The 13,513-nt window shown below is 31.5% G+C and carries 15 protein-coding genes; 2 read left to right on the top strand and 13 right to left on the bottom strand.

Features of this window, described 5'->3' with window-relative positions:
- Positions 1 to 2 precede the first annotated feature (2 nt).
- The 3 genes from NH341_RS13355 to NH341_RS13345 form a co-directional block, all read right to left on the bottom strand.
- The gene (locus tag NH341_RS13355) at positions 3 to 1,298 is read right to left on the bottom strand and encodes a hypothetical protein (protein ID WP_047789698.1); all 1,296 of its coding nucleotides are present in this window, start codon (positions 1,296 to 1,298) and stop codon (positions 3 to 5) included.
- 89 nt (positions 1,299 to 1,387) lie between these two features.
- Complete coding sequence (locus tag NH341_RS13350) at positions 1,388 to 1,948, bottom strand: DUF4331 family protein (RefSeq protein ID WP_253057200.1); 561 nt, start codon at positions 1,946 to 1,948, stop codon at positions 1,388 to 1,390.
- A 28-nt stretch (positions 1,949 to 1,976) separates the two neighbouring features.
- Positions 1,977 to 2,627 carry a DUF4331 family protein gene (locus tag NH341_RS13345; protein ID WP_253057198.1) on the bottom strand — a complete coding sequence of 217 codons (651 nt, stop codon included), beginning with the start codon at positions 2,625 to 2,627 and terminating at the stop codon, positions 1,977 to 1,979.
- Positions 2,628 to 2,822: 195 nt separating this feature from the next.
- Between NH341_RS13345 and NH341_RS13340 the strand changes: the two genes are divergently transcribed.
- Both NH341_RS13340 and NH341_RS13335 read left to right on the top strand, forming a co-directional pair.
- The gene (locus NH341_RS13340; RefSeq protein WP_159611752.1) at positions 2,823 to 3,710 is read left to right on the top strand and encodes a TIGR01777 family oxidoreductase; all 888 of its coding nucleotides are present in this window, start codon (positions 2,823 to 2,825) and stop codon (positions 3,708 to 3,710) included.
- Positions 3,703 to 4,380, top strand: coding sequence for a GNAT family N-acetyltransferase (locus tag NH341_RS13335; protein WP_047789694.1), 678 nt, complete (start codon positions 3,703 to 3,705; stop codon positions 4,378 to 4,380). Before NH341_RS13340 ends, NH341_RS13335 begins: the two co-directional genes overlap by 8 nt.
- A 164-nt stretch (positions 4,381 to 4,544) precedes the next feature.
- Here NH341_RS13335 and NH341_RS13330 read toward each other — a convergent pair whose 3' ends face one another.
- From NH341_RS13330 to NH341_RS13285, 10 genes are all read right to left on the bottom strand, one after another.
- Positions 4,545 to 5,852, bottom strand: coding sequence for a dihydrolipoamide acetyltransferase family protein (locus NH341_RS13330; RefSeq protein WP_159611754.1), 1,308 nt, complete (start codon positions 5,850 to 5,852; stop codon positions 4,545 to 4,547).
- A 352-nt stretch (positions 5,853 to 6,204) separates the two neighbouring features.
- Positions 6,205 to 7,107 (bottom strand): oxygen-dependent coproporphyrinogen oxidase, encoded by a 903-nt coding sequence (hemF, locus tag NH341_RS13325; protein ID WP_159611756.1) that lies wholly within the window; start codon positions 7,105 to 7,107, stop codon positions 6,205 to 6,207.
- A gap of 30 nt (positions 7,108 to 7,137) precedes the next feature.
- A complete protein-coding gene (locus tag NH341_RS13320; RefSeq protein WP_173360088.1) occupies positions 7,138 to 7,884 on the bottom strand; it encodes an EI24 domain-containing protein in 747 nt (248 codons plus the stop codon).
- 74 nt (positions 7,885 to 7,958) lie between these two features.
- Positions 7,959 to 8,561 carry a thioredoxin family protein gene (locus tag NH341_RS13315; protein ID WP_082118662.1) on the bottom strand — a complete coding sequence of 201 codons (603 nt, stop codon included), beginning with the start codon at positions 8,559 to 8,561 and terminating at the stop codon, positions 7,959 to 7,961.
- 20 nt (positions 8,562 to 8,581) lie between these two features.
- Entirely contained in the window at positions 8,582 to 9,613 is a 1,032-nt protein-coding gene (gene hemE, locus NH341_RS13310) for a uroporphyrinogen decarboxylase (protein WP_253057196.1), read from the bottom strand.
- A 44-nt stretch (positions 9,614 to 9,657) separates the two neighbouring features.
- A complete protein-coding gene (gene hemL / locus NH341_RS13305; RefSeq protein ID WP_253057194.1) occupies positions 9,658 to 10,947 on the bottom strand; it encodes a glutamate-1-semialdehyde 2,1-aminomutase in 1,290 nt (429 codons plus the stop codon).
- Positions 10,948 to 11,196: a hypothetical protein gene (locus NH341_RS13300; RefSeq protein WP_253057192.1), complete on the bottom strand. Its 249-nt coding sequence runs from the start codon at positions 11,194 to 11,196 to the stop codon at positions 10,948 to 10,950. It abuts the gene before it with no gap.
- A gap of 1 nt (position 11,197) precedes the next feature.
- Positions 11,198 to 12,160: a porphobilinogen synthase gene (gene hemB, locus NH341_RS13295; RefSeq protein WP_047789688.1), complete on the bottom strand. Its 963-nt coding sequence runs from the start codon at positions 12,158 to 12,160 to the stop codon at positions 11,198 to 11,200.
- 19 nt (positions 12,161 to 12,179) lie between these two features.
- Positions 12,180 to 13,007 carry a tetratricopeptide repeat protein gene (locus NH341_RS13290; protein WP_159611762.1) on the bottom strand — a complete coding sequence of 276 codons (828 nt, stop codon included), beginning with the start codon at positions 13,005 to 13,007 and terminating at the stop codon, positions 12,180 to 12,182.
- On the bottom strand, positions 13,004 to 13,513 hold the full coding sequence (locus tag NH341_RS13285; RefSeq protein ID WP_047789686.1) for a hypothetical protein: 510 nt from the start codon (positions 13,511 to 13,513) through the stop codon (positions 13,004 to 13,006). Before NH341_RS13285 ends, NH341_RS13290 begins: the two co-directional genes overlap by 4 nt.

Genomic DNA, 13,513 nt, shown 5'->3' with positions numbered 1-13,513 from the left:
GGTTATATATTTAAAATTTTTTCTGTCATCAATGGACCTAATTCAAAAGAGCTATCTAATAACTCTTCTTTTAGAGCCATAGCTTTATCATTAATTCCATTTGCTTTGTAAATTTCAGCTATATGATACTGTATTTCGGGCTCGAAAGTTTTATCTACTACATATGTATTAATTACTTCTAAAGCTTTTTTAAAGTCTTTATTCTTGTAATAATACCAGGCTAGTAAATCGTAAGATTGTGGCGTAGACCTACTCTCAATTTCTTTTTCGATGTATGATAACGCACTAGATGTATCATTAAATTCTTCTAAATATAATTTAGCTAAATGCTGATTATACATTACACCATATGAGCTATTTTTTACAGCCGATAAATATACCTCTATATTACTTTCTTTTATTGTTAAATTATTCTTAAACTCGGCTATTTCTGCCTTTAACAAATAGTAATCTGGAGAAGAATGTTCATTACTTATGATATCTAAAATTCGGAGTGCTTCATCTGGATTTTTATCATGAGAATATACTATCCAAGCAATACCTTTTTTTGCATACGCGTTACTGTTATCTAGTTCTAATGCTTTTAAATATAATTTATAAGAATCTTTTATTTGACCATTATGTCCATAAAAATCAGCTAAGTTAGTATAACTCCATGCTTTTAAATCTTTATTATTAGCTTCTTCTGCTTTTTTCATGGCCTTTTCCATAAAACGAATTGCTGAAGATAAGTCTCCTTTATAATCATGCCATTTAGAAACTCTTATTAGATAATCAAAGTCAGCATAATTTTCAATTTCTGCTAAGTATTCTGAAGCTTTTTCAGGTTCTCCTAACTCTAAATAAACATCAAACAACATTTTTTGAGTAGCATTTAGGTTTTCTCCATTTACTTCTGCTTTTTTTAATAATTCTAACGATTCTTTAAATCGATGTTGAGAAATATAGTTTCTTGCTAATGATCGTAAATGTGAAGCTTTGTTATAATTTGTTTTTTGGTTGATTTTTAACAGCTTTTCTTCAGCTTCTATCAAATAAGAAATATTTCCTTTTTCTGAGAAAAGTAATGAATTAGCCTTTGCTATTTTACTTAAATATGGATACTGCGTTGGCTGATTGTTTAGTTTTTTCTGCCAAAAATCTAGTTCTTTTTGAGCTAACGATTCTGAAGTGGTGGTTGTACTTTGTAGATATTTATTATACTCTTCTTGGTTAGCTACTTTTGTTGTTTTTGAAGTTGTACAACTTAATATTGTGCTGCTTAAAATAGCACAAATAATTATTTTTATAGTTTTCATTTTAGAAGGATTTTTAGTTAATAATTTGTTTAAAAATTGGTTGCTAAAAAGCAACCAATTTTAACCCCAGGAGGTTTAGTCTCCCCATTTTACCAAGGACTTGCTAAATATGGAAAAGAACTTAAGAAGTCTTTATCATTTCCATCTACATTATCATCTGATAATGTAGGATTTTCAGAAAAGTCCTCGCCTCCGAAAATCAATAATAATTCAACGGTAATTACATCATCTGCCAAAGCTCTACCTGTTAACACATTTGTTCCATCATAAAAAGTTGTTGTTCCATCTAATGAAACGGTTAATACATCGGTAGCTAAAACACTCGCAAAAGTTGCTGCATCTAAACCTAATGCGTTGGTATCTCCGTCATTTGCATATGCTGGGCTTAACGCTTTTAAATTTGTTTCAAACATTGCAGCAAAATTTGCTCCTTGTTCTGACGGTATTGTTACATTAAACGCATCTTTCATATCGCTATTTACAAATACTGTATTTACTGCTGGTCTACCCATTTGGTCTTTTTGCATGTAACTTCCCGAGAAGTCAATAGAAGCCATTGGTGGTATATTATTATCATCATCACTACAACTTGCTAAGGCAAAGATTGATAGAATTGAAATTGCTAAAATTTTTATATTGTTAAGTTTCATGTCTTTGAATTTTAAAGTTGATTGATTTTTACTGCTTCGTTTTAGTTTCTACCCAAGTATTAATAGTACCTGAGCCTCCAATCATAGATTTTGGCACCTCTACTACTACTGATAATACATTTGTTCCAGCAAAAGTATCTGCTCCTGGATCGTTAAAACCACCTGCATTTCCAGCTATAATTTCACCGTATTGTGCAAAATCCATAAAGAAAGGATCGTCTCTAGGCCCTGCAAAAAATTGCATTCCTCCCTTACTACCAATAATAGCACTAGATCCATAAGGAGTTATAGAAACCCCATATTCTGATCCATCTTGTGGTAACGTACTACTTAAACCAGTAGTTGATGGACTATACGGACCAAAAAAGTACATTTTTCCATCTCTAGGAATTGCTTGAATTACCAAGTCTTCAACATTATCACCAGTATTGTCAATATTAAACTCAATCAATACATTTTCATCAAAACTTGTTGATGCTGTAGCTGATGGACTTAATAATCCTTGAATATTTGCTACAAACACAAGATTGCTCGTATTTTCTCCTTGAAAAGCGTAAAAGTCTGTAATATCACTTGAGCCTCCTGTTACGTCTGGAGCGTCAATGTGATCGGCTGCTAATAAGACTAAACCTATTAATGCTAAAGCACCGGCTCCAATAATTAATTTCATTTTTTTCATGGTTGTAAATTTTAAAGTTAATTACTCATTCTACCTTACTTACGAGAAAATGGTGATGACGGTTTTTATTTTTTTAACTTTTTTTTATAAAAGATTCGTAAGTCTTAATTTTACTAGGTATTTGATGATTATTTTTTTTATAATCTTTCTCCTACTCTCCTCTTTTTTAAAAATGAATGTTTATTTTTGAGTACTATGGCAACTATATTAATTACAGGAGGAACTGGCTTAATCGGAAAAGAGTTAACAAAAAGGTTAACTAGTAAAGGGCATGTGGTTAACATTCTTACCAGAACTCCAAAAAAGAGTAACGAATTTCGTTGGAATGTTAAAGAAGGCTTTATTGATAAAGATGCTTTTAATAATGTAAGTTATATTATTCATTTGGCAGGAGCTGGAATTGCTGATAAACGTTGGACTAATGAAAGAAAAAAAGAATTAATTGATAGCCGTGTAAAAACAGCTTCTTTACTATTTAATAAAATACAAGAGTATCAAATATCCATCAAGAAATTTATTTCTGCTTCTGGTATTGGATATTATGGAGCAATTACTTCTAATAAAATCTATACAGAAAATGATAAACCTGAAAATGATTTTATCTCTAAAATTTGTGTAAAATGGGAGAATGCTGCTCTTCAATTCGAACAAATAGATATTCCTGTAACCATTTTACGAACTGGTGTTGTACTTTCTAAAAATGGTGGTGCATTACAAAAGATGAATACTCCTTTGTTTCTATCTGCCTTAGGAAATGGTAAACAGTATATGCCTTGGATTCACATTCATGACTTATGTGAACTGTATACAAAAGCGATAGAAGACAACGGTTTTACTGGAGTTTATAATGCTGTTGCTCCCGAACATCAGACTAATGAAAGTTTTACAAAGCTACTAGGAAAGGTTATTAATAAACCTGTACTTCCCATGAATGCTCCTTCATTTATTTTGAAAATAGCTTTAGGTGAAATGGCTTATATTTTATTAAAAGGAAGTAGGATTTCCTATGAGAAAACAAGTAATGTTTATAATTTTATTTTTTCAAACTTAAATACTGCTTTAACCAATATTTATAATGAATAACAAACTTCAAAATCCTGTTTGGCATTCGTTGTGTGAAACACATGAAAAATTTGCTATTAATTATAATAGTGTAAAGTTTTATAATCCTACTATTTGTCCTTTTGGTGCTTTTACTGAGGCTTCAAAAACAACGTATGCTCTAAATGAATATGCAAAGCTTACAGATAAATTCTTTTTAGTTTCTGAAAATAAAACACCTACTTATGACAAAGACAAAATTCTTCTATACAAAAAGATTGATGGTTGCCAAATGATACTTGAAGACTTAACTGATTTTGATATTATTGAAGAAATAATTCCGTTAACTGAAGAACATGTTGATGAAATTTATAACCTTGTATGGTTAGTAATGCCTGGTTATTATAGAAAAAGAACTTTTGATATGGGAAAGTATTTTGGGATTTTTAAGGATAACAAACTTGTTGCTGTAACTGGACAACGTATGCAAACTGATAACTTTATTGAAGTTAGTGCTGTAGTTACTCATCCTGAACATACAAGAAAAGGATTGGCTAAACAACTTTCTCAACATGTTACTAAAGAAATTTTAAAAGCTGGAAAACATCCTATTTTACATACTAATAAAGGAAATCCTGCAATTAAGCTTTATGAAAAATTAGGGTATCGACTAACACGAGATATGAATTGGTGGTATTTTCATAAAAAATAAGAGTCCTCAATAAACTCCTAGATTCTTCAAGCAAGCCTTAATATTTGGTAAACTGTACTCTCAAAATGTATCAATAAAAATATTAATAGTTAAATAATCAACATAGTTGAAACAAAAAGGCTTAGGTAAATACCTAAGCCTTTTAAAATATTATTTCTTCTTTCTTAAAAATCTTGATTTACATCCCAAGATTCTAAAATTTCTTTTAATGTTTTTATAAACATACCACCTAAAGCTCCATTTACTACTCTATGATCATAAGAATGTGATACAATCATCTTATGACGGATTCCTATAAAATCTCCTTCTGGAGTTTCAATTACTGCAGGTTTTTTAACAATAGCTCCTAAAGCTAAAATTGCTACTTGAGGTTGGTTAATTATTGGTGTACCTGTAATACTTCCAAAGCTACCAACATTCGTTACTGTATAAGTTCCTCCTTGAATCTCATCCGGTTTTAACTTATTAGCACGAGCTCTAGTAGCTAAATCATTTACTTGCTTTGTCATACCTACCAAATTTAACATATCAGCATTTTTAATTACTGGTACAATTAAATTTCCGTCAGGTAAGGCAGCTGCCATTCCTAAATTTACGTTCCCTCTTTTAATAATTTTATCTCCATCAACAGAAATGTTTATCATTGGATGCTTCTTTATTGTAGAAGCAACAGCTTGCATAAATATTGGTGTAAATGTTAACTTTTCTCCTTCTCTTTGTTGGTAGGCTTTTTTAACCTTATTTCTCCAATTAACAATATTAGTTACATCAATTTCAATAAACGATTGTACGTGTGCTGATGTTTGAATAGAGTCAACCATATGTTTAGAGATTAATTTCCCCATACGACTCATTTCTATAATTTCATCTTGACCACTTAACGAAACAGGAGTTGGTGCTAGTGCTGACTGAGGTACCGATTTCTTTTCTGTTGAAGCTGGAGCTACAACTTCTGGCTGACTTCCTCTGTTTTCTAAATATGATAAAATATCATTCTTAGTAACTCTTCCTTCTTTGCCAGTTCCTTTTATGTTTTCTAACTCTTCAACAGATATTCCTTCTGTTTGCGCAATACTCTTAACTAATGGTGAATAAAAACGATCGCTTGATGAAGTATCAATCGTAGTCGCTACTGTTTCTTTAGCTACTTCAACAGTTTTCTCTACAGCAGCTACAGTTTCTGGTTTAACTTCTTCTTTCTTAGACGCATCAGCTGTTGCTCCTTCCTCTCCTTCTGTTTCTATAATTGCAATAGTTTCACCTACTTGCACAACAGCATCTTTTTCAAATAAGATTTCAACTAAAGTTCCTTCAACTTCACTAGGTACTTCGCTATCTACTTTATCTGTAGCTACTTCAACAACGGTATCATCTATATCAATAGTTTCTCCAACTTCTTTTACCCAAGAAGTTATTGTTGCTTCTGCAACACTTTCGCCCATTTTAGGCAACTTCAATTCGTATCTAGCCATAGTGTATAATTTTAAACGCTTGCGAAGTTACTAAAAAGCAACGATTTTTTCATGGTTTTATACGTTAAATATTTTTGATTTTTTCTTTACCAATTAAATTATCCTCAATTCAACTATAAAAAACAACAAATAGATTATTGTTATCTCTGTAAACATAGAATATCATTACGAATAATCTAATATCTAATTAAACTATTGTTTCTTTACTCAAAATTCTATTTTTGAACTCTTTAACCTAATTAAAATTATTAAGCACTATTTTATTTTTAATATTAATTTTCTATCTAACAAAAAAAGACAAAACTTTATCTGTTTTGTCTTTTTTCCTTTGTATTTATTTTAAAAGAAATGTTTACACCCAATTTTTAGGTTTTGTCAATACCTCTAATAATTTTGCTTCTTCAGAACCTTCTTTTGGATGGTGATTATATTTCCACTGTACTGTTGGTGGTAAACTCATTAAAATACTTTCGATACGTCCGTTGGTTTTTAAACCAAATAAGGTTCCTCTATCGTGTACTAAATTGAACTCTACATAACGACCACGACGAACTTCCTGCCAATCTTTATGCTCCTGAGTGTGGGCAGTGTCTTTTCTTCTCTCAACAATAGGTACATAGGAGTTTAAAAAGCTATTTCCTACTTCAGTTACAAAATCATATCGATCTTGCATAGAGAACTCTTCTGTTTCTTTTAAATAATCAAAGAACAAGCCTCCTAAGCCACGTGCTTCATTTCTATGCGCATTCCAAAAATAATTATCACAAGTTTCTTTGAACTTTGGGTAAAAATCTGGATGATGCTTATCACAAGCTCCTTTACATACCTCATGAAAATGTACCGCATCTTCTTCAAATAAGTAATACGGAGTTAAATCTTGTCCACCACCAAACCATTGGGTAACAATATTTCCTTCACCATCATACATTTCAAAATAACGCCAATTAGCATGTACTGTAGGTACAAATGGATTCTTCGGGTGAATTACCAAGCTCAGTCCACAGGCAAAGAAATCTCCACTTTCTACTCCAAACTGCTTTCTTAATGCTTCTGGTAACTCTCCAAATACTTTAGATATATTTACGCCACCTTTTTCAAAAATATTCCCATTTTCAATTACACGAGTTCTACCTCCTCCTCCTTCAGCACGCTTCCATAAATCTTCTTGAAACTTAGCTTTACCATCTATTGCTTCCAGTTTTGATGTTATGGTATCTTGTAATTCTTGAATGTAGGCGTAAAATTGTTCTTTCATGTGTTTGTTTCTATTGACGTGCAAAAGTACTTATTCTAGTAATTTTTTAAGCTGTATTTTCTTAATAGTTTCTGTAGTAGCTGCGGTTACTGATAGTGGTAATACCAAAATTACTCCGATAACAGGAATTAATAAAAACAACATAAATACCACTCCATTTCCTATAGCTAGCCCTTTATTTTCTTTTACAAAATTGATACTTTCTCTGTATTTAAAATGACGTTCTAAGGTATAATCCATATTTCCAAAACCGGCATAATATGCTTGCATTAAAAACAGTAATATCGTTGAAATAATACCAATTACAGGAATAAAACCTAACAATAAGATAGGGATTGTCAATAAGAGCTCTCTAGTTAAATTTCTAAGGTTTATTCGTATACCTCTAATTAATTGCTCTTGAAAAGAAGTTATTCTATGTGTATGGTCTTCTCCTCTAAGATGATCTTCAATTTTTTCTGAAACTGGACTCATAAAAGGCGCAGATAAAGCCATTACAATATGTTTATACAATACCAAACCTATTACCACAATAAGTAATCCGCTTATAAAAGTACTGATAACCTCAAAGGTTTCTTTACCAAACTCCCATTTCCAGAAATTGGCTACATAATGACCAATATTATCTGAAAATGTATAGGCCATAAAACCAATAAACGTTGCTGTTAATAGGCTTATAAACATTGGAATAATAAAATACTTCCATAGCTTTAGTTTTGAAATCATTCCGAAAGCACCAAAATAGGCTTTAATTCCTTTTACAATATTTTGTATCATATCTTTTTTTGTGTGAAAATAAAAAACCTCTTTCAATAAAGAAAGAGGTTACTAGTAATATTATTTCAAATGATTTATTTTAATATTGGTGCTAAAAAATCTTCAAAGTTTTTGGTATTTATTTCGTTAACTTTATCCCAACCTACTTCTTTTGTTGGTGTTGCAGCTCCTCTTTTAACATTAACAAACTGTTTGTCTTTACCTATTAAGTATGCTGTTGGGTAGTCTAACTTATGAACAAACCCACTGATATCTAAAAATCCTTTTTGAACTTTATCAATATCTCTTGCAGGAACAAGCTTAATTCTCTTATCTAACTTTTCAGCCATTCTTTTAACTTTAGCTTCCTTATCCCAGAAAATCATAATAAACTCCAATTGATTATTATATTTTTCTACCATTTTGTTTAGGGCTGGTACATCTCCCCAGCAAGGAGCCGACCAAGTAGCATTAGCTATCAATACAATTGGCTTGTTAATTTTGTCTGTACTTACTGTTTTACTGTCAATTGTAGTAAAGTTATAATTTAACAAATAAGAGCCTTTAATGCACTTATCAATCAAACCTTCGGCACTTTCTTCTACACAATTGTTTACTGCAAAATTGTAATACGTTTTATTTTGTGCGAAAATAACAGTCGTTAAAAAACACATCAAAACAAAAGATAATTTCTTCATTTTTAATTATTTAAAAGGGGTTATCTGTCGGCTTTATACTCTTTTACCGCATCTATAAATGCTTTTGCATTCTCTATCGGTATATTTGGTAAAATTCCGTGCCCCAAGTTAACAATATATTTGTCTTTACCAAACTCATTTATCATTTGGTGTACCATCTTTTTTATTTCGGCCGGTGGAGACAATAATCTTGAAGGATCAAAATTACCTTGTAATGTAATATTTCCTCCTGTTAAATAGCGTGCGTTTCTTGCTGAACACGTCCAGTCTACTCCTAAAGCTGAAGCATTTGATTGTGCCATTTCATGTAAGGCAAACCAACATCCTTTACCAAAAGCTATTACTGGTGCATCATCTTTTAATGCTTCTATTATTTGATTAATGTATTGCCATGAAAACTCCTGATAATCTGTTGGAGATAACATTCCTCCCCAAGAATCAAAAACTTGTACAGCATTCACACCTGCTTTTACCTTTTCTTTTAAATAAGCAATTGTGGTATCTGTAATCTTCTGAAGCAATTCGTGTGCCAAAACTGGTTGCGTAAAACAAAATTCTTTTGCCTTATCAAAATTCTTAGACCCTTGTCCTTGTACAACATAACATAAAATTGTCCATGGAGACCCTGCAAAACCTATCAATGGTATTTCATCATTCAGCTTTTCTTTAGTTGCTTTAATAGCATCCATTACATAGCCTAATTCTTCATGAATATCAGGTATAATTACACTATCTAATCCTTTTTTGTCTCTTACAGGGTTTGGTAAATAAGGTCCAAAATTTGGTTTCATTTCCACTTCAATATTCATTGCTTGTGGAATTACTAAAATGTCTGAGAATAATATTGCAGCATCCATTCCGTATCTACGAATTGGTTGTACTGTAATTTCTGATGCTAATTCTGGAGTTCTACAACGTGTAAAGAAATCGTACTTTTCTCGAATTTCCATAAACTCTGGCAAATACCTTCCTGCTTGACGCATCATCCATACTGGTGGACGATCAACTGTTTCTCCTTTTAATGCTTTTAAAAATAAATCGTTTTTTATCATGTCTATCTGTACGTCATTCTTCCTCGTAATGACAATTATTTATTCTACATTTTTGATACTGCTTCCATCGACTTATCAATGGCATTAGCTATCTCTTGAATATCTTTTTCTGTTAATGCTGATGATAAGAACCAAGCTTCAAACTGACTTGGAGGTAAAAACACTCCATTTTTAGTCATTTCCCAAAAGAAAGTTGCATATTTCTTCGTATCTGAAGTTTGTGCATCTTCAAAGTTGGTTACTTTTTTATTAGTAAAGAATGGATTAATCATCGAACCAAATCGGTTAACTGTAATTTCAACTCCGTGCTTTTTTGCTGATTCTAGTAAGAGTACCTCAATAATTTGAGCTATCTCATTGAACCTTTCATATGGATTTTGCTTCTTTAATTCTGTTAAGGTTGAAATTCCTGCTGCCATGGCAATTGGGTTACCACTCAATGTTCCTGCTTGGTACATTCCTCCTAATGGGGCTACTGTTTCCATAATTTCATTACGTGCTCCATAGGCTCCTACTGGAAAACCTCCTCCAATTACTTTTCCTAAACAAGTAATGTCAGCTTCAACACCTAATATTTCTTGAGCTCCCCCAAACTTAGAACGGAAACCTGTCATTACCTCATCAATAATTAATAAAGCTCCTTTTGAGTTTACGTACTCTTTTAATTCTTTTAAGAAGTCATCTTGTGGAGTTACTACTCCCATGTTTCCTGCGATAGGTTCTAAAATAACTCCTGCAATATCATCATGAGCTTCAAAATGTGCTTTTACACTTTCTAAATCGTTGTAATTTGCAATCAACGTATTTTTTACAGCTCCTTCTGGCACTCCTTTACTTCCTGGTAAACTCAACGTAGCTAAACCAGAACCTGCAGCTACTAATAAAGCATCTTGATGCCCGTGATAACAACCTGCAAACTTTATAATTTTGTCTTTTCCAGTAAACGCTCTCGCTAAACGAATTCCGCTTAATACAGCCTCTGTACCAGAATTTACAAAGCGTACTTTATCCATTCCCGGAAAAGCATCACAAACAATTTTTGCTAATTTAATTTCACCTTTTGTTGATGCTCCAAAAGAATACCCATTTTTCAACGCTTTTCTAATAGCTTTTTCTACTTTTTTATGGCGGTGTCCTAAAATCATTGGACCGTAAGACAACACTAAATCAATGTATGAATTATTATCTACATCAATAATCTTACTTCCTTTCGCTTTTTTTATGAATAAAGGATTCCCTCCTACGGATGCAAATGCACGCACTGGTGAATTTACTGCTCCTACTAAGTTTTCTAATCCTTTGTTATATAATTCTTGTGATTTTTTGAATTCCATTTATTTTTCATTCATTTTAAGAAAGTCGATATAATTATCAATTACATCATCACTAGCTTTCCAGTTCTTACCTTTATTTTCTCTCAAGTATATAATACCTACCAGTTCTATTATATTATCAGCTATAGCCTCGAAATTATTATTTTTAGCAACCCAATACTCTCCTTGTATAGATATTTTAAACCCTTTATCTAATAAAAATTTATATATCGGGGCTTCTATATTTCCTGCTACAGCTATTCTTTCCATTTTATCTATTTAAAACTCTAGCTGCTTCTTTGGCAAAGTAGGTAATGATAATATCTGCTCCTGCTCTTTTCATAGACAGTAAGCTTTCCATCATTACTTTTTCACCATCAATCCATCCTTTTTCGGCTGCTGCTTTTACCATTGAGTATTCTCCACTTACATTATAGCAAGCAATAGGTCTATCAAAATTATTTTTTAAATCTCTTATGATATCTAAATACGATAGTGCTGGTTTTACCATTAAAATATCTGCTCCTTCTTCATCATCAAAAGTTGCTTCTCGTAATCCTTCATCTCTATTAGAAGGATCCATCTGATAAGTTCTTCTATCTCCAAATGACGGTGCTGAATCAACTGCTTCCCTGAAAGGTCCGTAAAATCCTGATGCGTATTTTACAGAATATCCCATGATTGGTAAGTTCGCAAAACCTGTATTATCTAACGACTCACGCATCATAGCTATAGCACCGTCCATCATTCCTGATGGTGCTACCATATCCGCTCCAGCTTTCGCATGTGATACGGTTTGTTTTGCTAAGTTAACTAGAGTTGCATCGTTATCTACATCATTATCGTGTATAACTCCACAGTGACCATGACTTGTATATTCACAAAAACATACATCAGTAATTACATATAAACTTGGGTAATTCTTTTTTATGAATCGGATAGCTTGTTGCATAATTCCGTTATCATTCCAAGTTTCAGTCCCTTCATCATCTTTTTTAGATGGAATACCGAATAATAATACTGCTGGAATTTTTAAAGCTACAACTTCATCTAATTCTTTAGAAATAGTATCTAATGAATAACGATTGATTCCTGGCATTGATGGAATTTCGGTTTCAATGCCTGTTCCTTCTTCAATAAATAATGGGTATACAAAATCATCTACCGAAAGCTTATTTTCTCTAACTAATCGACGGATGTTTTCTGTTTTTCTTAGTCTTCGTGTTCTAAACATTAATTTTCTTTTTAAAAGTTTAAGGGGTAAATCTTTTACTTTTATTAATTTCCTCTTCTATTTGAGACAAATACACCTTATCATAGTGATGAGTGTATGGATCATTTAATAAATATCCTTCTTCAAATAACTTCTTTGCTTCTAATATTATTTCTTTATACTTATTGAGGTTATTCTTTTTTTTATAACACATTGCTATGTAGTACCTATTATCTGCTAAATTATTATTCTCCTTTTGCTTCATAAGGTTACTTAAAGCTCTATTATAATTTCCTTTTTCGAAATACAAAACTCCTAGATGAAAATAGTTGTACAGATCAGGTTCTTCGTTATTATCTTTTAAATAATCCTCTATTATTTTAATTGCCTTATCTTTTTTTCCAACTGCTTTATAACAAATTGCTTTTGCTATTTGTAAATGATAGTCTCCATTTTGACAGTAACCTATATCATCTTTTATAATTTTTTCATATTGTTCTATATCTTTTATAGCTCCTTTATAATCTCTAAAAAATTGATATCTACACCATCCTCTATAACCTAAATGCATTTTAGGATTTAATTCTACAGCCTTGTCAATTAATGGTTTCCATGATAAAAAATCTCCACTTTTTAAATATGCAATTGACTTAGCCCAATAAGCTTTATCATAAGTAGAATCTATCTGTATGGCTTCATCTAATAATTCTTGATACTCTTTGGTGAACTGATAAAATTGATAGGCTTCTTTTTGTTTTTTACAAGCCTCATATTTTTTAATCTCCCCTTCCCATTTGTATGCATTGCAGTTTTGAGTAAAAGTATTACTCGCAAAAAAACTTAACAAACATATTATAATAGATCTCATGGTAAAATTTCAATAAGGTTTCCTTTTTCAATTTTAAATATCAAGTATTGATAATAATCTATTTCTCTATCTCGACCATCTTGTTTTGTTTTCCAGCCATTTAAGCTTTGGGTTAACATCAATAGCTGATTAGTGATTCTATTATCAAAAGTAAATTGTTCGTAGTTATTATTCATTTGTATAACTCTAAACCTGCCTGTTTCTCCTTTACAGTTAACAATGAAACGAATCCTTATCAATCCGCTTTCATCCACTTTTATATGAGTATACTTTTTTTTAAATAAATTTTCTATTTCTCTTTTACTTCCTTTATACTCTAAACCTTTGCCATTATTGAAGTATTGAAATATTTTATCATTTTCGTTGCATGGAATAAAACTTGGACTGTCTAACTTTACATCATAACCAATATCTCCTATTTGACGTGGATATATAAGTTTTTCTGTCTTTTTATTTTTACAGCTAAAAAGAAACAAAAAACACATAAAATAAAACATTCCCTTCAT

Origin of the sequence: Tenacibaculum sp. XPcli2-G, assembly GCF_024124505.1 — a bacterium.
Lineage (GTDB): Bacteria > Bacteroidota > Bacteroidia > Flavobacteriales > Flavobacteriaceae > Polaribacter > Polaribacter mesophilus.
Note: the sequence above shows the minus strand (reverse complement) of the source record. Positions and strands in the feature narration are given on the sequence as shown.

What these genes read in the sequence shown, in the direction of transcription:
- NH341_RS13355 (WP_047789698.1), bottom strand. Translation starts at nt 1,298, where the DNA reads ATGAAAACTATAAAAATAATTATTTGTGCTATTTTAAGCAGCACAATA.
- NH341_RS13350 (WP_253057200.1), bottom strand. Translation starts at nt 1,948, where the DNA reads ATGAAACTTAACAATATAAAAATTTTAGCAATTTCAATTCTATCAATC.
- NH341_RS13345 (WP_253057198.1), bottom strand. Translation starts at nt 2,627, where the DNA reads ATGAAAAAAATGAAATTAATTATTGGAGCCGGTGCTTTAGCATTAATA.
- NH341_RS13340 (WP_159611752.1), top strand. Translation starts at nt 2,823, where the DNA reads ATGGCAACTATATTAATTACAGGAGGAACTGGCTTAATCGGAAAAGAG.
- NH341_RS13335 (WP_047789694.1), top strand. Translation starts at nt 3,703, where the DNA reads ATGAATAACAAACTTCAAAATCCTGTTTGGCATTCGTTGTGTGAAACA.
- NH341_RS13330 (WP_159611754.1), bottom strand. Translation starts at nt 5,852, where the DNA reads ATGGCTAGATACGAATTGAAGTTGCCTAAAATGGGCGAAAGTGTTGCA.
- hemF (WP_159611756.1), bottom strand. Translation starts at nt 7,107, where the DNA reads ATGAAAGAACAATTTTACGCCTACATTCAAGAATTACAAGATACCATA.
- NH341_RS13320 (WP_173360088.1), bottom strand. Translation starts at nt 7,884, where the DNA reads ATGATACAAAATATTGTAAAAGGAATTAAAGCCTATTTTGGTGCTTTC.
- NH341_RS13315 (WP_082118662.1), bottom strand. Translation starts at nt 8,561, where the DNA reads ATGAAGAAATTATCTTTTGTTTTGATGTGTTTTTTAACGACTGTTATT.
- hemE (WP_253057196.1), bottom strand. Translation starts at nt 9,613, where the DNA reads ATGATAAAAAACGATTTATTTTTAAAAGCATTAAAAGGAGAAACAGTT.
- hemL (WP_253057194.1), bottom strand. Translation starts at nt 10,947, where the DNA reads ATGGAATTCAAAAAATCACAAGAATTATATAACAAAGGATTAGAAAAC.
- NH341_RS13300 (WP_253057192.1), bottom strand. Translation starts at nt 11,196, where the DNA reads ATGGAAAGAATAGCTGTAGCAGGAAATATAGAAGCCCCGATATATAAA.
- hemB (WP_047789688.1), bottom strand. Translation starts at nt 12,160, where the DNA reads ATGTTTAGAACACGAAGACTAAGAAAAACAGAAAACATCCGTCGATTA.
- NH341_RS13290 (WP_159611762.1), bottom strand. Translation starts at nt 13,007, where the DNA reads ATGAGATCTATTATAATATGTTTGTTAAGTTTTTTTGCGAGTAATACT.
- NH341_RS13285 (WP_047789686.1), bottom strand. Translation starts at nt 13,513, where the DNA reads ATGAAGGGAATGTTTTATTTTATGTGTTTTTTGTTTCTTTTTAGCTGT.